Source organism: Mesorhizobium sp. LNHC252B00, assembly GCF_000502955.1.
GTDB lineage: Bacteria > Pseudomonadota > Alphaproteobacteria > Rhizobiales > Rhizobiaceae > Mesorhizobium.
This window is the reverse complement of the sequence record NZ_AYWO01000001.1, coordinates 211,974-235,503: the sequence shown is the minus strand read 5'-3', so window position 1 is coordinate 235,503 and position 23,530 is coordinate 211,974. Positions and strand designations below refer to the sequence as shown.

Below are 23,530 nucleotides of genomic sequence, written 5' to 3'. Positions count from 1 at the left end.
GTTCGTCCGCGGGTGTTGGCTGCTGGCAGCCCAGGGGCAACTTGCCGAGGCCTATCCGGTGGGTAGATTGAGAGACTGCTGGATGGTGAACTTACACCCAAGGTGGTAAGGTTGTGCCCTGGGGAGGTAGACCGGAACGCCATTCGGATGAAAATATAAGCGGAACTTTTTGTGTAGTTGATGGTTAGTAGCTTCAGGTTGATTGAAGGGGCAATCGACGGCTGGGGTGATCAAGACAAAATGAGCTTATCAAAGCAGGCTCTTGATTTGGGACGGGGACCTACGCTCGCCGACGCGAGTTGGGAAAGGGGGATCTCCGTATTGCCGGGAGCTGTGCGTCGCTTCTATCCGGCGAACACAGTGATCGCGCGCGAGCATCGGGCTAAATCCTTCATCCTGGTTGTGACTGCGGGGTGGGCTGCATTCGGCAAAACGTTGCGGAATGGCTCGCGTCTCATCGTCGATTTTGCGCTTCCTCGCGAAATTTCCCTGGTCGAGTTCTGCGGGGAAGGGGGCGAGACGGTAACGGCTCTCTCCGATGTGACCGCGATCGAGTTGACCGGCCCTGTCCATACTTGTTTTTCGCGCTATCCGCAGTCCTTTTGCGAGGCTATCCTGCTGGCTGAGGCAAGGCGGCACTCAAGGGTTGCGGAACATCTGGCAGGAGTCAGTAGACGGGGACCTGTGGAACGCACGGCCCATCTTCTTCTCGAACTGGGCTGCCGAGCACATCGATCGGCAACGAGTTATCCAGACCGCTTTGAATGCCCGCTGACCCAGGCCGAGTTGGCCGATGCGTTGGGGCTTTCGGCTGTACATGTAAGTCGCGTGTTGAAGGATTTGCGAGAAAGCGGACTGGCTTCATTCCGCAATGGTGTGGTCGAGTTGCACGACCATGCGGGACTGATCAAAACGGCCGGATTTGATCGGTCTTACATTTCGAGCTGACATCATTCTGATCTCAACTGCGGCCGGCTCTCCCTCGCGGGGGAGTGCCTCGGTGTTTCCACGCCGCAGCTGGCCTCGTCGCGCATCAGTCTTTAGATCGATCCCCAACCGTCGCCGACTACCAGAGCGTAACGGAAATGGCCGGTGCGGGGGGCAGCCCTCCGGGGACGTGAGGACCGCACCGGCCATTGCGGCGGGCTTAGGTTACGCACCCGCACCGGTCAATTTTACAGGGCCTCTTTGCAGCGACGCAATTAATCCTATTGGTGGTGCCAAGCAATACCGTCTTTGGCCAATAAAGGTAAAACGGAAATGGCCAAAGCTTAAAACGTCAACGATGCAAGGCGTCTAAATCGAGCGTAAGAATCCGCATCGGCGTTAACGGGGCTCAACACAGCGCCATTCCCAAATCAGGCAGATCGGTGCGGCACGGTTTCGCGCCCAACGGACCGGTAGCCATGCCGCCCAAGACGGAGCTAGGCGAAGCTTTTCAGAACCAGATCGTCCGATGCTATGCTACTCGCCGTCTAGTTCTTTTGACTTGTGAGCTTAACCAAGTAGTGGAATGGACCGAACGTCACATGACGTCGTAGCGTTTTATTTCGGCGCGGGGAGGTCATATGACGATACAATTAGAAATCAATGACTTGTTAGAAATTGCGGCGTACCGGCGAACCATCAGGAAGCTCGACCACGCCTATGACATCGACCTGGCAAATGCTTGCACACCTGCGCAACGGGAAAAGTTAGAGTACCGACACTATTGGGAAACATTGATATACTATGAACAGATTGCGGAGATAAAGACCCGGCGGCTGATCCGGAAGGCGGATTATCTCAATATGTCGATTGCTTGCGCGGACGACAACAGCCCAATGTGGAGAAGATCGTCTCAGCTCAACAGCTGGGTACTGACGCCACTTGGTTGCTCTGAAGTCCAAAACATGATCGGTCAAGAACGCAAAGACCGCCGAGAGCGCGCCAGGACTACCTGGGCTAGCGCGATCACCGGCCCACTCACCCGGCTGGTGGCTGTTTGGCTGCTTGCGCGTGGGCACTAGCCGCAGAGGCGGTTCGCGCATGCGTCCAATGGGCTGACGTCCCTGGATATCCGCGTTCACGATGAGCAATATCTGAGGCTTGCCGCCCAGTTCAAAAGACCCCGAGGCTCTTCGAACGGCGGACGGGCCGGGTTGTTCCATGACGGCAAGCAATCGCGGCCCACCTTCACAGCCATCAGGACATTTTTGATTGAACCGTTAAGCCTTGCGCAATCTATGCAGTCTATTCTGGCTGGCAGATTGGCGAGGGAACATGAAACGCAAGCCGCTTCTGCTTTTTGCCTTCCCGTTTCTCATTCTTGCGATCCTGGCAGGGGAGCGCATGGCGACCTTCTTGCTGGGCGCCTATCCGGCCAGCCCCACCGCATGGTGGATATGGCTTGAACTGCGTCCGTTGGCGACGATGCTTTGGCAGCAGGTCGATTTCAATCTGGGGGGCTCGATGGCTCTCGACGCCGCTATCCTTGCCGCGGCATCGATCGTCTGCTGGATGGCGTGCAACACCAGAAGGTCGGCTTTCTTCTTCCTCGCCAACCACGTCGCGCTGATTTTCGCCGGGCTGATGATCGCGACCGGCAGCCACTCGGAAACGGCGAGCACGATCGCCGCGTTCACGTCGCCCAGCGGCCTTCCATTCTCGCTGGCGGTTGATTTCACCCTGAAGAACAGCCTGGTGCTGCTTCTGGGCGTCACGGCCTGTGCATACTGCCACATCGCCTTCCTCGGCGAAGCGCGGGCGCGGACCGAAGCCCGGTCCATCCGCAGCCTGGCCCTGCAGCGCGATCTCTAAACCGCAGACTAGTTGATCCTGCGGTAATAGACCTTGCCGTCAGGCTGCTCCACACGCTGGTAGTTGGAGCTTGGGGGAGGAGGCGCCGCCGGTGCGGTCCTCTTCCTGGGCGCAGGCGGCGCTGCGATGACGTTGGGTTCGCTCGCGCTGTCGCCTTCGAGAGCTTCGGGCGCTTCCGCCAGCGTGCTGGTGGTGATCTCGGACGGTTCCGCCGCACTCGACACGGCCTCGCCGCCGGCGACCGGTATATTCTTGGCCAACCGGGCAATGTTGCCATTGATCTCGTTGAAGCTGCCTTGCAGCTGGCTGTCCAGTTTCTCGAACCGGCTCTGGAAGCCGTTGTTGACCGTGTCGAGCCGTGCCGCGATCCGCTGCTCGAACGCTCCAAGCTGCGCCAGCCGCGCCTCGACGAAACGCAGGTCGCTGATGCCCCGATAGAGATAGACCGCGGCCGCCATGTTGACCGCGGTGATCAGCAAGGCACCGCTGGCGATGAGAATGCCGATCGCCTTTGTTTTGCTGGGTCTCTCGATGGCGTCCTGTTCGCGCCGTTCATGGTTTCCGACGTCGATCGCCGGCATGTCCGGTTCGCTGATCGTCGTCATTGGACCACCACCTTTGCGCCGACCGCGACGCGCTTGAAAAGATCGATCACATCCGTGTTTGTAAGACGAAAACAACCCGATGTCCCGTCGAAGCCAACCCCCGACGGATCGTTGGTGCCGTGGATGCGGTAGAGCGTGTCGCGCCCGTCCCGGGACAGATAGAGCGCCCGTGCGCCCAGCGGATTGTAGGGACCGGCGGGCACCATTTTCGGCAGCTCCGGCTGGCGGACACGCATGTCCTGTGGCGGGCGCCACTCCGGCCATTCGGTCTTCGCCCCCACCTTGACGACGCCCGTCCAGCCGAACCCGTCGCGCCCGACGCTGATCTGGTAGCGCAGCGCCTGGCCCTGGCGGGTCACCAGGTAAAGCGCCTTCTCGTCCTTGCGGATGATGATCGTCCCCGGCTGCTCGGCGGTTGCGAAGGCAACGGCCTTGCGCAGGCTGGGTCCCATCGCAGGCAGCGGCGGCCGCTCGACCGAGCGCGCCTCGGCGAAGTCCTGCACGGACAGCGCCAGCGCCACGCCGAGCACGCAGGCGCCGGCCAGCCGCCCAGCGATCCGGTATCTCGCGATCCGGTGTCTATCGGGCAGCGTCATCGAGCCGCTCTTTGAACATCCGCTTCAGGTCCTTGTTGAAGCGCGCCCGCCCATCCACTTCCGATGGCGGGATGGCCCTGTTCAGCGCGTCGGTCAGAAGCGCGTTGTCCAGCGCCACCGACTTGATGTGCGGCGCCTTGAATATCTTTTCGAGTTCGCTGCGCGAAAAGTGGTTCCCGAACCATTTGCGCTTGTGCTTGTTGGCGACGAGCGTGATGTTAACCGCGTTGCCGCGCAGCTCGCGGATCTTCTTGTAGAGCCGCTTGCCTTGCCGCAGCGAAGCGACATTGAGCTCGAAGACGATGAAGATCTCGTCGCTCGTCGACAGCACGGAATCGTGCCAGGGCGTTTCGAGATTGGGCAGGTCGATGACGATGTCGTCGAAGCGGTAGGCGACGAGATCCAGCAGCCGGAAGACGAAATCGCTGCCGTGCGGCTCGAACGGCAGTTGCGGCCGCTCGAACGCATAGAGGGTGAGGCCGGACGGGCGCGACAGCTTGATGACATCCATCAACTCGACATCGAGCCGCTCCGGCTGGCCGATGATGCCGGCAAGGTCGAACTGGTTGAACAGGTTGAGATAGGCGCCGCAATTGGCGCTCTGGAAATCGAGATCGACCAGGCAGGTGGATGCCGCGCGCTCGGCCGATTTGGAGGCCAGGAATTCGGCCGCCGACAGCGCCATCGTCGTGGCGCCTGCGCCGCCGCTGGCGCCGATGAAGGTGATGATGCGGCTTCTGGCTCCCTGGTTGCCGGTATCGTGGAAGGTCACCGCGTTGAGCAGCTCCTTGCCGTCAAGCGGCTTGTGCAGCCAGTCCGAGGCGTTCATCCGCACCAGCACGCGCGTCCGTTCCGACGTCAGCTCGTCGGAAACCGCGATCAGCGGCACGGTAGCCCACAGCGCGCGGGCCTCGACGATGCCGGGCCTGCCGAGCAGTTCGCCATTGCCGAGATCGAGGATGACGATGCCCGGGCGCGTATCGGCGGGCGGCCCCTTGAGAAAGTCGCCCGTCTCGGAAACCTTGACATCATAGATCGCCAGCGCATCGAGCCGCGTCGCCACATCGCGCTTGAAATCCGCATCCGAAGAGAACAGCGCAACCTGCTTTCGCTTGGTCGGCGTAACCTTGGTGTTGATGGCATTCATGGCGCGGTACTCTTCAAGTCTTCGCCCGTGACGGTGCTTAGCATGGAGGGCATTGTGACGTTATTGAAACCGAGCAAGGCGCCGAGAAAGAAGAACTGGAATGTCACGCCTTGCAAGCTGACCGTTATTGTCGGCACTGGTCCGCCCGGACGGGTCTGATAGCCCAACCCCGTGGCCGCATATCGGACGACCACATTGGCGGGCTGGAGCTTTGGGAAGAAGTGGCACATGCCCGGCCGTTGTCCCGCGACGAGTGGTGGGCAGATGCCGGTACCCGTCGCGTCCCCGCGAAAGATCTTGTTGAAATTGTCGGCGGTGAATGTTGCTGTGCATCCCGTGCCGATACAACTGCAAGTGCTGGTGGCGCCATTGCACGTAAAATCGTAGTTGCCCACAGGGATCGGATCGCCTGGTGTTGTCGTCAGTCCAGCCGCCGCGATTTGGGGCGCAATCGGGTCTGAGATCGAAGCCATACGTGCCCCGATTTCCACGGCTTTGGTCGCGGAATTCCATTGATACCAAGCGTAGCCAAAATCCACGAAGCCAAGGGTCAGTATCAGCAGCAGCGTCATGCTGATGGCGGCTTCCACCATCGCCGCGCCGTCTTGCTCTTTCCTGAACCGGGCTAATGCGTGCATTTCACCACCCGGTGTATCGTTCTTCGTGGCCGGCAGAGAAGGTGATCGGCCCCACACCGAGATAGTTGAGCAAGGACGCGCCGGTGTATGTGAAAGACGTTTCGAGCCGGACAACCCGGACGCTGGCGGTTGTGCTGTGGTAGTTCGCCAAGCCAGTATTTGGGTCGACGGTCACCGCGATAACGAGGTGATTGAGATCGACCGTGACGGCCGCCGGCAGCCAACCGGTGACCCGGCTTGCAACCGTGCAATTTCCCCCGCAATCGTATGATCCTGTGGCAGCGATATTCTTTGCATAGGTGACGCAGTTGATCGCCGTATTGAATGTCTGATTGCATCGCGCTGCATAACGAGCCCCATCATTGAGGCCAGCCTCGATCAGCAGCTTCTGGTGGAGAAGGTTGCCGAACTCGAAAACACCGGCGGAAAGGCTGATCATCAAGGGCGTAATCAGCGTCATTTCGACAAGAACCGCGCCTCGCTCCTCGCAACCAAACCTATGTAAAATTGACCTCAATACCGTCAGCATCACATCACCTGTAAAGCTGCGGTTCGTCGCGGAGGAAGTTATTGAGTGTGCCTTGGCCGGCGTGGCCTGTGACGTCGACGAGTTCGACGAATATATCCGCGTCGTAGTCGAAACAAGTCGTTCCTTTGCCGGTGCAGCGGTCGGTTCTTATCGGTTGTGTAAGAAAGAAACTGGCAAACGCTTCAACAGGAAGATTTGGCGTCTTGCCGCTAAGATTGACGCTGGGATCCGCCTGCAGCGCCTGGCAGTTGATTATTGCCCCGTAAAGAAGTCGGCGGTCCACAGTTGCGACGGCCGGCTGGCATTTGTTCTCGGGTACACCAGATTCTTTCGCAGGATTGGGAGACAGGTCGGCGATCAGATTATTCTTGATTTCAGAACGATAGACTTCGTAGCGGGTCGGCAGGTTGGTTCCGGTGCCCGCAATTTCGGAAGGGATTGGCTTTGGATTGTTACTGTTTCCGACGCGATGATTGATATTCCAATAAGTGGTGAAGTCCCAATTGCCATCGCCCATGCGTCCGCCCAAATATGGACAATTTGCTGTAGCAAAGCAGTTGTCCAAGCCAAGGCTTTGTGTCTTTCCCGTTACGTCAAAAGTGAAGTCACTTAAGGACGGGCAAGTATTACCACTGTTATTTCGGTAGCCGCCTTTGCGTACGTTCGTGGCAGGACCGAATTCGGGAGTCTTGAAGGCGTTGTGTGTACTGGGCTCTTCCATGCCAAACCGCAGATTTATTGCCGCCTTTACCTTTCCGGCCTTCTCGCCAGTCTCCGTGGTTACGCCACGCTTGCTAAAGCAAGCCTGCGGCTTTGATGATGCCAGTGCGGTCGCCAGATCTTTCGCGCCGTTCCCGTCGGTGCTCAGGAATCCAAAATTGCCGGGGAAATAGGCAGCTCCTCCGCCAACGCTTCGCAGTTGAATGAGCCGCCGTCGGTATTGCCTCTCCGCTACGGCCTGCTGCAGTGTGATACCCCCGGCACTATTGGTGCCATTGACCATTTCGTACGGATTGCACATGAAAACAGGAGTAAGGTCACACACCGCGCTGTTGAACCCGGCGACGGCCTTGGCTCCGACAGTGAAGCTGTTGCTGGCGGTATTTCCCGAGAGGAACGACGCCGGAAATATTGCCGCGAAACCCGTTGGCGTTACAGTCACTTCGATAAAGCGAGCGAGGGTCGCATCCGTGGTCACGTTTGCGTTGGCGATAGGGTCGCTGTCGTTGGCCGGCAGGCTGCTTAGATAGCGCCGGGTAATGCCGCTCGACGCCAATGTTTGCTGGCTGCCCTGAGCGGAGAAGCGGTATGTGTTGTAGACAAGCGTGGCAAGAGCGCTGTCCGCGCGAGTTATCGCATCGGTCCCGCCATCGAGCTCAGCCGCCGCGGCGAGTGCAAACGCATCGGCGCCCTTCTGAAGGTCGTTATGCAGGCTGTTGGCGCGGGCCATGTCGATGACCAGCAGGGCAAAACCGATGATCACCGGCAGCATGATAGCCACCAGGATCATCGCTACCCCGCGTTGATCGTTCCAGAATGCACGAATGGTCCCCAACATGACCTTACTCTCTGCCTTCTTGCGCCAGAGGCCCTCGCATGCCCGGCGCCCTCCGCATCCTTCCGTTCAGTTCACTGTGTCACGCCCGACCCACCGACATTGACCGTGATCGCCGGCGGCGGTGGCGGTGGCGGTGGAAATTTGTAATTGTGCGCAACAATTGCGGCGCGCGTGCCGTCGCCTTCGATGTGTGTGTTCCTGGAGGCTGGGTTGAGCGGGTCGACCGTCTGCAGCAGCGAATTGAATTTCTGTGTGTCGCCGGCAGCCAGGGTCACCGAATCATAGTGGTTCAGATAGTCCGCGGCACAGCCCGACAGCGCAGCGGCGCATAGGATGAGGATCAAGGCGCTATTTCTTGACATAGAGCATCTTGTCCTTCGATTTGAAGTCGAGCATGTGGCCATAGGGGCCGGTGACGCCGTCGCCCGTTTCGTATTTTCGGATCATGTCCTTGTTCACCTCGAGCTGGCCGAGCACGAAAAATTCCGGATCGTTGGCCGGCCGTGTCTTGTCGAAGGGCGTCGCCAGCTGCTCGCCGGGCTTCACCGGCCGCACGATATGCGGCGTGACGACGACCACCAGCTCGGTTTCTTCCTTCTGATTGCTCGAATTGCGAAACAGCGTTCCGATAATCGGCACCTGGCCGAGCCACGGAACCTGGTTCTGAAGCTTGGTGGTCTTGCTGGACAGAAGCCCGCCGACGGCGAAGCTCTGGCCGTCGCGCAGTTCGACGACGGTTTCCAGCTTGCGGTTGGTGAAGATCGGGTCGCCGGCGGTGGTGAAGCCGTTCAGGTCGCTGACCTCCGGCGCCAGCCTCATATGGATCTTACCTTCGTCGAGCACGACCGGCGTGAACAGAAGGTTGACGCCGAATTGCTTGTACTCGATCTGGACTTCGCCATCCTTGTTGACGCTGCGGATCGGCACCTGGCCGCCAGCATTGAAGCTGGCCGGCTCACCGGAAAGCGTGGTGAGGTTGGGCTCGGCCAGCGTGCGCACCACGCCCTTGGCCTCCAGCGCCTCGATGATCAGGTCGACCTTGATGTTGCTGTCGATAACCCGGGTGATCAGCGCCGCGAACGGATTGGTGTTCGACAGGAGGCCGCTGACCAGATTGCCTGGCCCAAGCACTACATTGTCTTCGTCGACGGCAGCAATACCGGTACCTGTACGGGTCGTGCCATCCCCGTTCTTGCTCCTAATCGACACGCCGAGGTCGCGCCCGGCATTCCGCTTGGCTTCCAGCACGCGCACTTCGAGGTTGACCTGCTGGCTGTCATCTACGATGACGGAATTGATGATGGCGTCGGGGCCATATTCCTGCGCAACTGCCATGATCGCCTCCAGCGTCGCGCCGTCCTTGACATGGCCGCCGAGCCTGACCCTGCCGTTGACCGAGCCGATTTCGATGCGCGACCTTGGCGCCACCTGGCGGATCGCCTGCGCCATGTCGCTGACATCGACGCCGACCTCGACCTGGAGGGCGCCGAGCGAGCGCTTGTCCGTGGAGAAAAGATTGACCGTGGTTGTGCCGGCGCCCTTGCCGATGACATAGAGCGTGCGGTCGGTCATCGGCTGGGCATCGGCGATCTTCTCGTCGCCAACGACGATGTCGCCCAGATTGGCACTCACCTGGACCGTTACCGATTGCGACATCGGCAGGAAAATCCGATGGACGCTTGGGGTCGATACGTCGATGAACCGGTCGGCTGCATCGGCCGTCAGGCTCGACAGCAACAGCGCCGCCAGACCGGGCAACGCGGCCGCCGCCATCCTCAACCAAGTCCCCTGCATCCCCATCTCCCCAATCGCTGCCTATGGCAGCCCCGTTTTATTTGCCGCACTCTATCATGGTTGTCGCGGCACGTCATATGTCTCGAGTTTCACGCCCCGAAAAACGCCCACGGTAGCACGCGACGGTGGCTCGGGTGTGACATATTTGACGACTTCCTTAACGACTTCCCGTACTTCAGGAGCCGACGCCACGGCCGGAGCCGGCTTGACCTTGCTCAGATCGTCCAGCTTGCTTCCCACCCGGTCTACGGCTTGGGCCAATCCGGCAATCTTGTCATCGGCGCGCTTGCGATCATCCTCCGCGCGCTGGCGATCGGCTGCGGCAGCAGCGTCGGCTGCAGCCTGTTTGGCGAGTTCGGCTTGCCTTTTGGCGACGTCAGCCGGCATTTCCCCGGTCAGGTCGGAAAGAGTCACCCGCTCGGTGGTCTCGCCCTTGCTGGCAGCTGCCTGGCGAAGCGCCAGGGACAACTGGCCGGCGCCGGCGGCCAAGGTGAGCTTCTGCGCGTCCTTGGTGCTGGCCTCGACCGTCACCGATTTGACGACAGTCGGGCTGTCCTTGCTCTCGTCGGCAACCTGGTCGACGGCGAGCACTTTCATGCTCTGCAACAGCACGTCGACAAAACTCTTGTCCGCGCCGTCTTCGCCGCGCACCGTGCGCGTCAGCAGCACATCGACGCGGTCACCCGGGAAGATGAAGCCGGCGACGCCCAGCACGTCGTTGACGCGGATGGACACTGCCTTCATGCCTTCGCTGAGCACTGCCGAAAGCGTGGCGCGTTGGCCTGGGCCGGTGATCTTGGTGGCGAGAACGGGTTCGTTGACGCCGATCGTCTGCAAAGCCTGCTTTGTGCCTCCGCCAGCCGGAAGGTCCTTCGTCAGAAGTTCTTCTGTCGTCTTGAAGGCGCCGGCAGGAACCGCGCCCGCCGGCCATGCGACTTCACGCAATTTGTCGGCGGACAGAATGTCGCCGAACTTCAGCGCCACCGCAGCCACCACGACCGTGTCGCGCTCGACGCCGTTGGTCTGCGCCATGGCGCTGCGCTGATTGGCCAGCCAGATATTGGCGAGCACAACCGCTAGTACGCCGAACACGCCGGCGAGGAATATCATAATGAGTGTATTGGCGCGCATTTTTCCAAACCCCAAGCCCACTATGCGGGAATTTCGCCCGCCACGACAGGTCTCAGGCCCGGGTCATGCAACCCGGGCCTGAACGCCAATTCTAGAGTGCCGCCTGAAGATTATTCCACTGGGTGCTGACCCATCCGCCGACAAACACGATGGCGGCGATTGTGGCTACGGTGATAATCCCGATCAGGATAGAGTATTCGACCATGGCAGCGCCGTTCTCATCGTCGCGGAACTGCCGGGTCATCGTCATGAGCTTCTTCATGATAATTTCTCCCTTTGGAGGTTTGAACCCGACGAGACGAGCCAAGGATGAAATCCATACCCAAGCATCCCCCGTCATCTCAATCCTAGGTCCCACGAAAAAGCAGAGTCAAATGCGATTAAGGGTCTGTTAAGGTTTCAATACCTGATCTATCGAAGTTTGAGCCGACTTCAATTTCAACAAGATCTTGATTCGACTAATTTTTCAAGCGTCCTTAACCATTCGTTCACAATTCCATCGCAGTTGCGGATGTGCCGCTAGTACATTAGGCGTAGTGCATATTCCTTTATATCTAAGGGGTTACGAACTGTTTTGGGTGCCGCCCCGCCTGTTGCGGTTTGTAAGGTTCCGTGAGGCTGGGCAGGCGGGCGCCTCGGGTAAGATAAAACGACATTTTCGGCCGAGGGCCTTAACTATGTTATAAGTATTGGCTTTCAGCTCGTCGCTAGGCGCTTGCCCGCCTCCGTGGTTAATGGTTAGTTTAAGCGTTACGAATTTAGCGGGAGGCTAACTTTCTATGTTGGGTCGATCGGAAGCGGGGCAGGCGAGGAGTTGGCAGGGGTTCGCGAGGCCGCAGGATCTCGCACGTCACATGACCCAGTTGCGCCTCGCCGGCGTGTTGGTCGGCGGCGCTGCCTCGCGGTCGACAGACAGTTTCCGGGCAAGGGAATTCGGGGGGCGCACAAAATGCTAGGCCGATTCATGAAGGGGCCAGCCGAGCCGCTGGCGCAGCAAGTAACCCAATATGTGCCGCTACCCGTTGCAGCGCCGCCGCCACCAATTCCGGATCTTGCACCGCATGGCGACGAGTTCCTGGCGTTGAAAGTCGATTTGCATCGACATTTGATCGACCGGTTCAATCTTGCGGCACTTGAAAGCGCGTCGAAGGATGAGATCCTCAACGAAATCCGCCCCATCGTGCGCGAATTCGTGCGTGGTCGCAATGTGCCGTTGAATGCACGCGAGCTCGATCAATTGACCAGTGACACCGCGGACGAGATGCTGGGACTCGGGCCGATCGAACCCCTGCTCAAGGACGATTCAATCGCCGACATAATGATCAACACCCATAAGCGCGTCTTCATTGAGCGCCGCGGCATGATCGAGGAGACGGCGATCCGCTTTCGCGATGAGGCGCACCTGCTCCGTATCATCAACAAGATCGTTTCGGCCATCGGCCGGCGTGTCGACGAATCCGCGCCGATGGTCGATGCCCGGCTGGCGGACGGCTCGCGTGTCAACATTGCGGTGCGCCCGGTCTCGGTAGACGGGCCGCTGGTGTCGATCCGCAAGTTCTCCAAGAATCCCTATTCGCTGGAACGCCTAATGGCATTCAATTCGATCCGGCAGCCGATGGTCGATCTGCTGCGCATCGCCGTGCAGGCGCGCAAATCGATCCTGGTTTCGGGCGGCACCGGCAGCGGCAAGACGACCTTGCTCAACGCGCTGTCGAGCTACATCCCCTCGAAAGAGCGGCTGATCACCATCGAGGACGCGGCAGAACTGCAATTGCAGCAGCCGCATGTCGGCCGCCTGGAGACGCGGCCCCCCAATGTCGAGGGCAAGGGCGAGGTGCGCCAGCGCGAATTGCTAAAGAACGCGTTGCGCATGCGGCCGGACCGCATCATTGTGGGCGAGGTGCGCGGCGAGGAAGCCTTTGACATGTTGCAAGCGATGAACACCGGCCACGAGGGATCGATGACCACCATCCACGCCAACACGCCGCGCGACGCGATCTCGCGGCTGGAGCAGATGGTCGGCATGGCCGGCATGCCGATGAGCAATGATTCCATCCGGGCGCAGATCGCTTCCGCCATAGACATCATCGTGCAGACGCAGCGCCTTTCCGATGGAGGAAGGCGGGTCGTATCTATATCGGAATTGACTGGCATGGAAGGCAATGTCGTCCAACTCCAGGAGCTTTATCATTTCGTTCGCCGCGAGGTGACGGCTGAAGGCCAGATCGTCGGCGAGTTTCGCGCTACCGGTATTCGTCCGCGCTTTGCTCAGGAAGCGGCGACGCTCGGCCATCATTTTGCCAAGGATGCTTTCAACCCACAGGCTCCGCTTTGATGCCGACCAATCAGACGCTGCTGTATTTCATCTATGTGTTGGCAGCGGCGTCGGTTATCCTCGCGGCCGAGGCTCTCTACGTTACCTATGCCAAACGCCGCTCCAGGGTCAGCACGATCAATCGTCGGCTGAACCGGCTCGCCGATGAAGTTCCGGCCGAGCAAGCCTTGCAAGGTTTGCTGCGCGAGCGTGGGCTTACCAATTCGGGCGATTTTCTTTTCAGTATGGTTGGACTGAACAGACTATACACTCAATCCGGTATAATCGGTAATCCGCTTTCGTTTGTCGCAATGTTTGTTTCCTCCGGATTTGTATTGGCGCTGGTGTTTGCGTTCCTACTCCACTTCTCTGCCATATTCTCGATGATCGTTTTTTTGTTGACCACATTTGTGCTCCCGTTTTTCGTTCTCCGGCGCGCGCGAAACAAGCGTATCCAGAAATTTGCAAAGCAGTTGCCGGATGCACTCGACATGATCGTGCGTTCGCTGCGGGCCGGACATCCGGCCTCCGTGGCGATAAGCCTTGTCGCCCGTGAAATGCCCGACCCGATCGGCACTGAGTTCGGCATTGTCTCGGACGAAATCACTTTTGGCCTCAGCATTGAAAATGCGGCGCGGAAACTTTCCCAACGTGTCGGTTTCGAGGGTCTTCAATTACTGTCGGTGTCGCTATCGATTCAGGCCAAGACAGGCGGCAATTTGACCGAGATCCTGTCCAATCTCTCGTCGGTGCTGCGCGAACGACAGAAACTGCGTTTGAAAATCAAGGCGCTTTCTGCCGAGGGCCGAATGTCGGCGTGGATCATCTCACTGTTCCCGGTGGTAATGTTCTTGATCCTCCAGTTAATTGCGCCTTCTTACTACGGCGCAGTGTGGAACAGTCCTATCGTAATGCCGGTCTTCGTTATTTTCGGCTCACTTGCGCTATTTGGCGTATTCATTATGTATCGGATGGTCAATTTCGATTTCTGACGGGAGCGAGACATAAACCTGTTTTCGAACACTGACGACCTGAGCCTCGTGGTCTCCATAGCCGTTTTCGTAGCGGCAGTGGCGCTTTTTCTCTTCGGCGCGCTCATCTTCTTGCCGGCGCTGCAGACGCGGAAACTCGTTGTGCAAAGTCTGATGGCCGACGGAATTGCCAACCGCCGCTCCCTTGTGGGCCAGGAAGAATTGGCGAGGATTTCAGCTCAGCGGCCAGTCGAGGCATATTTCCGATCGATGGAGAAGGAGCGGAATGAGCCCAGCGCTTTGGAAGCGAAACTCTTCCGCGCCGGCTTCTATCAGTCGAGCGCCCCGCTGATTTATACCATTTCGCGGCTTGGCGCCGTCTGTGCCGGCTTTCTGGGTGCCTATGCGCTGCTGTCGCGGATATTGCCACCGCAGCTGCCGGGTCTCGTAGCCTTTGGTGGGGCTGCCTTTTTTGGACTTGGCTGCATTGTCATTCCAAGTATTCTGCTTGATCGCTTCGAGAATGGGCAAAAGCAGATCTATCGTCGCGGGTTCCCGGATTTTATGGATATGATGATTACCTGCGCCGATGCCGGGATGAGCCTGGAGGCGGCAGTCGAGCGTGTCAGTCAGGAATTGGCCGGCACCCACAAATGGCTCGGCATCCAGCTTTCGATTATGACTCTACAATTGCGCGCCGGCAAACCGTTGCGTGAGGCTCTCCGAGATCTCTCAGATCGTCTTGGCCTCGACGAGGCTCGGGCGCTCTCGATACTGTTCCGGCAGTCGGAAGAACTGGGTACGAGCCTGACGGATGCCCTGCGCACTTATAGCGACGAAATGCGCGGGCAGAGAATTATGAATGCCGAGGAGCGAGCTAATGCCCTGCCGGTCAAAATGATGATTCCATTGGGGTTGTGCATCTTCCCGGTTGTGATGATGGTCATCATGTTGCCTGTCATTATCCGAATGAGAGGTGTTTTCTTCTAGTTAGGTATATGCTTTGGTCCTAAAACGAGTCGGGGACCCTCGAGGGGAATTATATGAAAAGGGTTATCGCTGTCGCAGCCTGCCTGTTGACGGTAGTGCTTGCCGGCTGCCAGACAAATGGGGCAGCCGATGGTGTCGTTCGCACCAACGAGCCATCGAAGGGTGATGTCACATCGTTCGGCGATGCCTTCGACGGGCTGAAGACGGTCGGTGACGTCGAATATTACGCCTCGGACCAGGCCGTGGCCGAAGCCAAGAACCAGTTCCGCGCGGAAAACTATGGCAATGCCGGCGCGCTGTTCTTCAAGGCGACTCAGCTGGCGCCCAATGACGGCGGCGCCTGGATGGGGCTGGCCGCCTGCACCGACCGGATCCACCGCTTCGATCTGTCCGACCGGGCCTATGCCCGTGCGTCCAAGCTGGTCGGCGCGACGCCCGAATACTATAACAATGTCGGCTATTCCTATCTGCTGCGCGGCAAGCTGCAGGATGCACGCTCAAATTTCCTCAAGGCATACGAACTGGCGCCCAACGATCCGACCGTCGCCAACAATCTGAAGCTTCTGTCATCAAGCGTGCAGAATATCGAGCGCTAGCATGTTGCTCGTCGAAGCGCTGCTGCTGAAAGTCCTCACCATTCCTCTGCTGGCAAGGATTGCCTGGCTCGACTTCACCACCCAGAAGATATCCAATCGCGACGTGCTGCTGCTGCTCTGCCTGGGGGCGGGGGGCATGCTGCTGCTGTCGCTCCAATCCGGATCCTGGTGGGACACGGGGCTCAGTGCCATGGCCGGACTTTTGCTGTTCGTCGCGCTCTTCCCGTTCTGGGCCTTGCGCAAGATCGGCGCCGGCGATGTCAAGCTGATGGCGGTGGTGCCATTTCTGATCGGAGGAAGCGATCTGATCGTGTTTTCCGCACTGCTGCTGGTTTTCGCCCTAGCCACGGCGTTGATCGTGAAAACTCCCTTCATGCTGCCGCAAAGCGCATTCCGCCTTTACGTTCAACATCTGGATCACAAAGGCGTCGTGCCGTTTGGCGTGCCGATTTCAGCAGCGGCGATCTGCACGATCGCATTCCAAGCCTACAGCGACGCGATGGTTCTTGGTGGCGTATCGGTCTGAGAGCCCGAGAGATCGTCGCAACCGCCAATCGGTCGTTGCCCAGGAAGCACAGCGACAGAGGAGTTAACTCTTTGCAAACCATTTCCTTGTCGGCGCGCGGAAGTGGTGCTTCAATGTCCATCTCGAGTGGGTGGGCAAAATGTTAACTGAGGATTTTTTCGGCCGCGTTGCCATCGTCTTTGTCATCACGGTTTTGGCGATATTTAGCGCGGCTCCTCTGTTCTTCTATTTCCACCAGGACACCACGGCAAGTTCGCTGGCTGTCGTCACAAAGGCGGCGGGAACTGTCTTGTTGTTGTTGCAGATTCTCATGACAATCGGCCGCCTTCCGCCAAAGGGAACGGCTCGGGGACTTGAACCAAGGATTACATCGGTAGCTGGGTCTTTCATGATATTGGCGGCGATGTTTCTGACGCCCGCGCTGGACAGCGAAGCAGCGCAAGTGGTGGCTCTTTGCTTGATTTTCATTGGCACGGCCAGTTCGATTTTTTGTCTTTACTGGCTTGGGCGCTCTTTCTCGGTCATGGCTACGGCCCGGCGTCTGGTTACAACAGGGCCATACTCAATTGTTCGCCATCCACTGTACATATGTGAGGCTGTCTTCGTTATCGGTATGATCATTTCACATTTTTCGATGCTGATGGTGGCGCTCGGTGCGCTGCAGTTTCTGTTCCAGTATCGGCGCGCCAGAAATGAGGAAGCCATCCTGCGGCAAACCTTCCCCGAATATGATGGATATGCTCGGCGCGTCCCCATGCTTCTGCCGCGATTCCCAGGCTCGGCACTGCCGGCATCTGGCCAGCGATAGTCGGCATTGGGCTGGCCCTCTGGAACTTGCCGCCGACTGCCAAAACGGTTCAATCTATGTGGGCATTGGCTTGATCTGGTCTCTGCAAATACTTCGGTTCATCGCCGCGCTCATGGTCGTATATGTCCATGCGGCTCAGACTGCCGTTCTGGCCACCGGGTCCAATGGTCTACTGCCTCATGATTTTCAGGTGGTCGGTCGCGCAGGCGTAGATATCTTCTTCGTCATATCAGGCGTGATCATAGCAAGAACGGCACCGGGTTTGACCTGGCGATCTTTCGCTTGGCGGAGGTTCCGGCGCATTGTTCCGCTCTACCTGCTGACCAGCATCCCGTATGCGATCGTCGCTTACAAAACCGGCTTCGGCTGGCGGGACGCAGTGGCGACGCTGCTGCTCTGGCCGGCTACCGATCAGATGACCGCGCCAGCGCTGCCGGCGGCCTGGACGCTGTGCTTCGAGATGCTGTTCTACGCCGCAGCGACCGTTGTCCTCGTCGATCGGCGGCTGTTGCCGGGACTCCTTGGCATCTTCGGCCTTGCAATGATATTTCGCTCGGCGGGTCCAGTGCCGCAGTTTCTTGGCAACCCGCTGATCATCGAGTTCGGCTTTGGCGTCGTTCTCGCCTACGTGCCCAGGTGGAGACCGGCGGTGTGGTGCCTGCCTGTCGGCGCCGCGGCGATGATAGCCGCCGGATTCATCGGGATAGCCCCGCAAGGGGGGACCATGGAGTTCCTCGCGGGCGACAACGGCTTCCAGCGCGTGCTGGTCTACGGTCTCCCAGCGGCAATGATCGTTTTCGGCACGATGCAGATCGACGCGAAGCCGAGCGTCTGGACGGTTCTCGGTGACGCCTCCTATATGCTCTATCTGATCCACACTCTGCCGATAACGCTGCTTCTGATGGTGTGGACTGCTTTTCCGGTTCCCCCAGACCTTATCATCGTGATCGGCACGGCTACATCAGTTCTTCTGGCCTGGCGGATGTACATTCGGTTCGAGTTGCCGCTACGCAAATTCCTGCGCCGGCATGATCCCCATCTGAAGACAGGCCGCCAACCATCCGGCTTGGCATTACGGGACTGAACGAAAAACCCGCCTGTGCGGCGGGGTCACTGGCGCAAATCAGCACCATGGGCAAATATGTACCATAGCTGAGGTCGCGAATCAAGGAAAAAATTCCTATCACGGCACAAAAGCCGCCGGCGCCGTCGGCTGTCGTCAGGTCTTTTGTCAGCCTGAGTTCGGAGCCCGGGGACCTTGCCCGGCAATCAGGTCGATGGCTAAATAAACGATCACAGGGAGAAGGCAGCATGGCACTTCACCTTTCGGCGGATGCCTCGGTTTCAGTCGCCCCGCAGAAATATCTCTTTGGTCCGTTCATCGACTTTTTCATGCTTGGCGGGAGCGCGCTCGTGATCCTGCCGGTGCTGTATTTTGTGCCGCTCAAATACGAAGGTCTGGTGGCGCTGACGGCGTTCCTGCTGTCGCATCTCATCAACCAGCCGCACTTTGCGCATTCCTACCAGATTTTCTATCGCAACTACGCGCGCAAGGTGCGCGGTGAAGGGTACGACAGGAGCCTCCAGCTTCGCTACATTTTCGCGGGCATTGTCGTGCCGCTGATCATGGGCGCCTTCTTCGCCTATGGCTCCGTAACCGGGAACGCTCGCCTGCTGGGATATGCCACCAATGCGATGGGCTTTTTCGTCGGCTGGCACTACGTCAAGCAAGGCTACGGCATGCTGATGGTGGACGCCGTCTTGAAGCGCAAATTCTTCAGCGATCAGGACAAGAAGGTGCTGCTGTTCAACGGCTATGCCGTGTGGCTGTTCGCGTGGCTTCAGACGAATGTGGTGATCACCGAACGGCAGTTCTGGGGCCTGGACTACTACACATTCGCCGTCCCGCCATGGCTCCTCAACATCGCCGTCGCGGTCGCCGCTGCGTCCTCGGCGGCCACCGTCGTGATGTTTGCCAATCGCTGGCGCAAGCATGGTGGCGCGCTGCCCTATAACGGCGTCGTCGCCTATGTCGTCACCCCTCTATGCCTGGATCCTGTTCGTGACGATAAATCCGCTCTGGCTGCTTGTGGTGCCGGCGCTCCATTCGTTGCAGTACCTGGCGGTGGTCTGGCGTTACCAGACCAATGTCGAGCGCGACCGCGCGGATGCCGCCAGGGATCCGGGATTCAAGGTCCTGTCCATTCTCGGGCCGCTGTACAGGCTGCGGGTGCTGATATTCATCGTCGCCGGCACAATTCTTGGCGCGCTTGGTTTCTGGCTCGTGCCGATGGCGCTGACCGCCTTGGTCCCCTACGACAAACAGGTGCTCGGCTCGTCGCTTTTCCTCTTCATAGCGTGGATATTCATCAACGTGCACCACTACTTCCTGGACAATGTGATGTGGCGTCGCGGCAACCCGGAAGTGTCGAAATATCTGTTCCGCTAGCTGCTATTGGACGATATCGCGCTCGAAGGACGGTCCACGCGACGCATTGCGGGCAAAATAGCAGCTTGGAACATTATTTGCCGACAGGCCATCATATGCAGCGCTGGCGTTCTTCCATTCGGACCAGATTGGAGCGCCCGTTGCTTTGATCGGCAGCCACCGCGTGCCACTTTTGGAGGCGCGATCCGTGCCCGGATCTCCTGCCTGTGGTCGCTTCTACTTCTCCCAGGCAAGGCAGAGAATGGAAGGAACCTGACCATGCCCAGAATTGTGCCGGTGCTCGATCTCAGCCGTCTCGAACAAGGTGCGTCCGAGCATCGCACCTTTCTCCTGGACCTGCGCACGGCGGCCCGGGACGTCGGCTTCTTCTATCTCAGCGGCCACGGAATTTCCGCCGCGGAGATCGACGACGTGCTCGATGCCTCGCGCCGGTTCTTCGCATTGCCCGAAGCCGACAAGCTGGCCATCGAAATGGTCAAATCCCCGCAGTTTCGCGGCTACACCCGCGCCGGCGGCGAACTGACCAGGGGCACCGCCGACTGGCGTGAACAGCTCGACATCGGCGTCGAGCGCCAGCCGATAGCGCAAGGGCCGGGAGTAGCACCCTGGACGCGGCTGCAAGGGCCGAACCAGTGGCCCCGGGCCCTGCCGGAGCTCAAGCCGGCGCTGTTGGCATGGCAGACCAAGGCGACGGCGGTGGCGATCCGCTTGCTGAAGGCCTTCGCGCTGTCGCTCGACCAGCCCGAGGACGCCTTCGACGCAATCTACCGGGATTCGCCCAACCATCGCATGAAGATCGTGCGCTATCCCGGCCGTCAGGCGACCGGCACCGACCAGGGTGTCGGCGCGCACAAGGATGGCGGCTTCCTGACCCTGCTGCTGCAGGACGACAACAAGGGGCTGCAGGTCGACTATGATGGAAGCTGGGTGAATGTCGACCCGCTCCCCGGAACGCTGGTCGTCAACATTGGTGAACTGCTCGAACTGGCATCGAATGGCTATCTGCGCGCCACCGTGCACCGCGTCGTCACGCCGCCTGCCGGCGTCGAGCGGATTTCCGTTCCCTTCTTTTTCAGCGCGCGGCTGGATGCCATCATCCCGCTCCTCAGCCTCTCCGAGGAACTGGCGGCGCAGGCACGCGGACCGGCAAGCGATCCCGACAACCCACTGTTCCGCGATGTCGGCACCAATGTGCTCAAAAGCCGGCTGCGTTCACATCCCGACGTGGCACGCCGCCACTATGCCGATCTGCTCGAGACCGGAGCCGCGGGCTCGTGAGGGCCCTATGGTGCCGAGCACGAATTTTTGCCAATTTGCGCATTTTTTGGAATTCCATTCGTGGCCGAGGCGCAGAAATAAGCCCAGACTGGCAAAATCGTTCGGCGGTTTCCTCCCATTCCGCCGGACGGTGTTCCCCTCTGAAGGTTTGACCTTCTTTTGGCCGGGCCGTCTTCGCGCCCGGCCATTTTTCGTCCTGGTTTCGGACGGCGCAAGACGGAAATGCCGCAAAAGCCCGTCAAACACCCGTGTCGTGCTCATTTCCGCATCAAGGCAGTGTTGAGGCATAGGTTGTTCAGCCAGCCGAACCCCACATGGCATCCGGCACCACAACCAGCTTGCCGACGAAATCCTTGGCGACAAAATCCGCCTGCGCATGGTGGAAATCGGAGAGCTTGTAGACGCCGCCGACCAGCGGCCGGATTTTCTTCGCCTCGATGTACCCGACGATGCGGCGGAAATCCGCGCGCGTGCCTTGGCTCGAGCCATGCAACTGCAATTGCTTCAGGTACATGGTCCTGAGATCGAGCTGGACGACCGGACCGGCGATCGCGCCGGCGGTGGTATAGCGGCCCTCGGGCCTGAGAATACGCAACAGATCGTTGAAGATGGCGCCGCCAACGAGGTCGGCCACCACATCGATCGGCTGGCCGCCAGTCGCCTCGTTCACGGCATGCGGCAGGTCGGCAATGCCACGCGTGATGACGGCCTCGGCGCCGATGTCGCGCACCGCCTGTTCCTTGCCCTTGCCGACGATGGCGTAGGGAATGGCGCCGCGCGCCCGAGCCAATTGCACGATGCCGGAGCCGACGCCGCCCGAAGCACCGGTGACAAGCACGCGTTCACCGGCCTTGAGCGCGGCCCGTTCCAGCATCTGTTCGCCGGTCAAATAGGCGCAGCAGAAGGTGGCGAGCTCGACGTCTGTCATGTTCGTATCGACGAGATGAGCATTCTCGGCCGGCACGGCCTGGTATTCGGCATAACCGCCGTCGCGGCCGTGGCCCATATAGTCGATGTCGGCGAGCGAATCGTCGTCTCGGTTGTAGATCGAGAAATCGACCATCACCCGTTCGCCGATGCGGTCAAACGAAACGCCTTCGCCAACGGCGGCGATGGTGCCGACAGTGTCGGTGCCCTGGATACGCGGGAAGCTCAGCGTGTTGCCCTGGCGCCGCCAGGTCGACACCGCAGCCGCGTCCTCTTCCGTGCCATAGGCGCCCTGGCGCACCCAGACATCGGTATTGTTCATCCCGCAGGCGCTGACTTTCACCAGCACCTCACCAGGAGCAGGCGAGGGCACTTTGACATCGCTGCGGTAGACGAGTTTTTCCGGACCGCCGTGCCCGGTAAGCAGCACGGCGGCCATGGTGGCAGGAAGGGTTTTGGTCATGGCATTCATGGTCGATCTCAGAGATTGGCAAACACGCTCTTGACCGCGTCGGCGGTCTTCGAAACGATGATGTCGGCTTCTTCGCGGGTCAGGCAGAGCGGCGGCGCGAAGCCTAGAATGTCGCCCTGCGGCATGGCGCGGCCGATGACGCCGCTTGCCGCAAGTGCTGTTGCCACCTGCGGTCCGATCTTGAGCGAAGCGTCGAAGAACACCCGGTCGTCCTTGTCGGCAACGAACTCGACCGCCGCCAGCATGCCGTCGCCGCGCACGTTGCCGACATGTTTGTGACCGCCGACCGCCTTGGCCAGCTCGGCGCGGAAATAGGCGCCGGTTTCGCGGGCATTGGTCACAAGATCCATCTCGTCGATCAGTTCGAGATTGGCGACGCCGGCGGCAACGCAGATCGGATGCGCCGAATAGGTCCAGCCATGGCCGAGCGAGCCGAGCTTGTCGGAGCCTTGCACCAGCACCTGCCACATCTTGTCGGCGACGATGACGCCCGACAGCGGCGCATAGGCCGAGGTCAGGCCCTTGGCGATGGTGATCAGGTCCGGCTTAATGCCGTAATGGTCGGAGCCGAACATGGTGCCCAGCCGGCCAAAGCCCGTCACCACCTCGTCGGCGACGAGCAGCACGTCATACTTCTTCAGCACCGACTGGATCTTTTCCCAGTAGCCCGCCGGCGGCGGCACGATGCCGCCGGTGCCGAGGATCGGCTCGCCGATGAAGGCGGCGACCGTTTCCGGCCCCTCGGCCAGGATCATCTCCTCGAGCTTGTCGGCGCAATGCTGCGAAAACTGCTCCTCGCTCATCGAGCGGTCGGCGCGGCGGAAATAATACGGCGCCTCGGTGTGCAGGATCGGCGCGCGCGGCAGGTCGAAGGCGTTGTGGAACAAGTCGAGCCCGGTCAGCGATCCCGTCATCACGCCCGAGCCGTGATAGCCGCGCCAGCGCGAGATGATCTTCTTCTTCTCCGGCCGGCCGAGCACGTTGTTGTAGTACCAGATCAACTTGATGTTGGTCTCGTTGGCATCCGAGCCCGAGAGGCCGAAATACACCCTCGACATGCCCTTCGGCGCGCGGTCGATGATCATCTTGGCGAGCGTGATCGAGGCCTCGGTGCCGTGGCCGACATAGGCGTGATAATAGGCGAGGTTTTTCGCCTGGGCGGCGACGGCGTCGGCGATCTTCTGCCGGCCGTAGCCGACATTGACGCAATAGAGGCCGGCGAAGGCGTCGAGGCTCTTCTTGCCATTGTCGTCCCAGACGGTGACGCCTTCACCGCCGGCCATGATGCGCGTCGGGCTCTCGCCGCGCGCATGCGTGCCCATATGGGTCGAGGGATGGAACAAGTGATCGCGATCCCAGGCGGCGAGTTCGTTGGACTGGTCGAGCATTTTTTGACTCCTTG

At 59.7% G+C, this 23,530-nt stretch carries 24 protein-coding genes; 12 read left to right on the top strand and 12 right to left on the bottom strand.

Features of this window, described 5'->3' with window-relative positions:
- Window positions 1-180: 180 nt before the first annotated feature.
- The 3 genes from X744_RS168035 to X744_RS168045 all read left to right on the top strand — a co-directional run bounded on the left by X744_RS168035 (window position 181) and on the right by X744_RS168045 (window position 2,799).
- Entirely contained in the window at window positions 181-948 is a 768-nt protein-coding gene (locus X744_RS168035; RefSeq protein WP_023756876.1) for a Crp/Fnr family transcriptional regulator, read from the top strand.
- 620 nt (window positions 949-1,568) lie between these two features.
- On the top strand, window positions 1,569-2,009 hold the full coding sequence (locus X744_RS168040; RefSeq protein ID WP_023756875.1) for a hypothetical protein: 441 nt from the start codon (window positions 1,569-1,571) through the stop codon (window positions 2,007-2,009).
- 334 nt (window positions 2,010-2,343) lie between these two features.
- Entirely contained in the window at window positions 2,344-2,799 is a 456-nt protein-coding gene (locus X744_RS168045; RefSeq protein ID WP_245266370.1) for a hypothetical protein, read from the top strand.
- Between the two features lie 8 nt (window positions 2,800-2,807).
- Here the strand turns inward: X744_RS168045 and X744_RS168050 are convergent, their stop codons facing one another.
- The 10 genes from X744_RS168050 to X744_RS168095 form a co-directional block, all read right to left on the bottom strand.
- Window positions 2,808-3,404 carry a hypothetical protein gene (locus tag X744_RS168050; protein WP_023756873.1) on the bottom strand — a complete coding sequence of 199 codons (597 nt, stop codon included), beginning with the start codon at window positions 3,402-3,404 and terminating at the stop codon, window positions 2,808-2,810.
- The gene (locus X744_RS168055; RefSeq protein WP_023756872.1) at window positions 3,401-4,000 is read right to left on the bottom strand and encodes a L,D-transpeptidase; all 600 of its coding nucleotides are present in this window, start codon (window positions 3,998-4,000) and stop codon (window positions 3,401-3,403) included. The genes X744_RS168050 and X744_RS168055 overlap by 4 nt, the downstream gene beginning before the upstream one ends.
- Window positions 3,984-5,147 carry an AAA family ATPase gene (locus X744_RS168060; protein ID WP_023756871.1) on the bottom strand — a complete coding sequence of 388 codons (1,164 nt, stop codon included), beginning with the start codon at window positions 5,145-5,147 and terminating at the stop codon, window positions 3,984-3,986. The genes X744_RS168055 and X744_RS168060 overlap by 17 nt, the downstream gene beginning before the upstream one ends.
- Window positions 5,144-5,785 carry a TadE/TadG family type IV pilus assembly protein gene (locus X744_RS168065; RefSeq protein WP_023756870.1) on the bottom strand — a complete coding sequence of 214 codons (642 nt, stop codon included), beginning with the start codon at window positions 5,783-5,785 and terminating at the stop codon, window positions 5,144-5,146. Before X744_RS168065 ends, X744_RS168060 begins: the two co-directional genes overlap by 4 nt.
- Window position 5,786: 1 nt before the next feature.
- Window positions 5,787-6,314, bottom strand: a complete 528-nt coding sequence (locus X744_RS168070; protein WP_031259485.1) for a TadE/TadG family type IV pilus assembly protein — start codon at window positions 6,312-6,314, stop codon at window positions 5,787-5,789.
- A gap of 4 nt (window positions 6,315-6,318) precedes the next feature.
- On the bottom strand, window positions 6,319-7,872 hold the full coding sequence (locus tag X744_RS168075; protein WP_023756868.1) for a pilus assembly protein TadG-related protein: 1,554 nt from the start codon (window positions 7,870-7,872) through the stop codon (window positions 6,319-6,321).
- 71 nt (window positions 7,873-7,943) lie between these two features.
- Window positions 7,944-8,234, bottom strand: a complete 291-nt coding sequence (locus tag X744_RS168080; RefSeq protein ID WP_023756867.1) for a hypothetical protein — start codon at window positions 8,232-8,234, stop codon at window positions 7,944-7,946.
- Entirely contained in the window at window positions 8,221-9,666 is a 1,446-nt protein-coding gene (locus tag X744_RS168085) for a type II and III secretion system protein family protein (protein ID WP_023756866.1), read from the bottom strand. The genes X744_RS168080 and X744_RS168085 overlap by 14 nt, the downstream gene beginning before the upstream one ends.
- Window positions 9,667-9,720: 54 nt before the next feature.
- Entirely contained in the window at window positions 9,721-10,797 is a 1,077-nt protein-coding gene (gene cpaB, locus X744_RS168090) for a Flp pilus assembly protein CpaB (RefSeq protein WP_023756865.1), read from the bottom strand.
- Between the two features lie 91 nt (window positions 10,798-10,888).
- The gene (locus X744_RS168095; RefSeq protein ID WP_023756864.1) at window positions 10,889-11,059 is read right to left on the bottom strand and encodes a Flp family type IVb pilin; all 171 of its coding nucleotides are present in this window, start codon (window positions 11,057-11,059) and stop codon (window positions 10,889-10,891) included.
- Window positions 11,060-11,746: 687 nt separating this feature from the next.
- Here X744_RS168095 and X744_RS168100 point away from each other — a divergent pair.
- The 9 genes from X744_RS168100 (at window position 11,747) to X744_RS168135 (ending at window position 20,729) form a co-directional block, all read left to right on the top strand.
- Window positions 11,747-13,132, top strand: coding sequence for a CpaF family protein (locus tag X744_RS168100; protein WP_023756862.1), 1,386 nt, complete (start codon window positions 11,747-11,749; stop codon window positions 13,130-13,132).
- Complete coding sequence (locus tag X744_RS168105; RefSeq protein WP_023756861.1) at window positions 13,132-14,103, top strand: type II secretion system F family protein; 972 nt, start codon at window positions 13,132-13,134, stop codon at window positions 14,101-14,103. The genes X744_RS168100 and X744_RS168105 overlap by 1 nt, the downstream gene beginning before the upstream one ends.
- Before the next feature lie 18 nt (window positions 14,104-14,121).
- The gene (locus X744_RS168110; RefSeq protein ID WP_023756860.1) at window positions 14,122-15,072 is read left to right on the top strand and encodes a type II secretion system F family protein; all 951 of its coding nucleotides are present in this window, start codon (window positions 14,122-14,124) and stop codon (window positions 15,070-15,072) included.
- 53 nt (window positions 15,073-15,125) lie between these two features.
- Window positions 15,126-15,668, top strand: coding sequence for a tetratricopeptide repeat protein (locus tag X744_RS168115; protein WP_023756859.1), 543 nt, complete (start codon window positions 15,126-15,128; stop codon window positions 15,666-15,668).
- A 1-nt stretch (window position 15,669) separates the two neighbouring features.
- Window positions 15,670-16,194: a prepilin peptidase gene (locus tag X744_RS168120; RefSeq protein WP_023756858.1), complete on the top strand. Its 525-nt coding sequence runs from the start codon at window positions 15,670-15,672 to the stop codon at window positions 16,192-16,194.
- Window positions 16,195-16,333: 139 nt separating this feature from the next.
- Window positions 16,334-17,002, top strand: coding sequence for an isoprenylcysteine carboxylmethyltransferase family protein (locus tag X744_RS168125; RefSeq protein WP_023756857.1), 669 nt, complete (start codon window positions 16,334-16,336; stop codon window positions 17,000-17,002).
- A 58-nt stretch (window positions 17,003-17,060) separates the two neighbouring features.
- The gene (locus X744_RS168130) at window positions 17,061-18,086 is read left to right on the top strand and encodes an acyltransferase (protein WP_023756856.1); all 1,026 of its coding nucleotides are present in this window, start codon (window positions 17,061-17,063) and stop codon (window positions 18,084-18,086) included.
- A 227-nt stretch (window positions 18,087-18,313) separates the two neighbouring features.
- The gene (locus X744_RS01000000169095; protein WP_245266367.1) at window positions 18,314-19,600 is read left to right on the top strand and encodes a hypothetical protein; all 1,287 of its coding nucleotides are present in this window, start codon (window positions 18,314-18,316) and stop codon (window positions 19,598-19,600) included.
- A gap of 109 nt (window positions 19,601-19,709) precedes the next feature.
- A complete protein-coding gene (locus X744_RS168135; protein ID WP_023756855.1) occupies window positions 19,710-20,729 on the top strand; it encodes an isopenicillin N synthase family oxygenase in 1,020 nt (339 codons plus the stop codon).
- Between the two features lie 295 nt (window positions 20,730-21,024).
- On the opposite strand, the gene X744_RS168140 is transcribed toward X744_RS168135, so the two are convergent.
- Window positions 21,025-22,128: an alcohol dehydrogenase family protein gene (locus X744_RS168140; protein ID WP_023756854.1), complete on the bottom strand. Its 1,104-nt coding sequence runs from the start codon at window positions 22,126-22,128 to the stop codon at window positions 21,025-21,027.
- An 8-nt stretch (window positions 22,129-22,136) separates the two neighbouring features.
- Entirely contained in the window at window positions 22,137-23,516 is a 1,380-nt protein-coding gene (locus tag X744_RS168145) for an aspartate aminotransferase family protein (RefSeq protein ID WP_023756853.1), read from the bottom strand.
- Window positions 23,517-23,530: the final 14 nt, after the last annotated feature.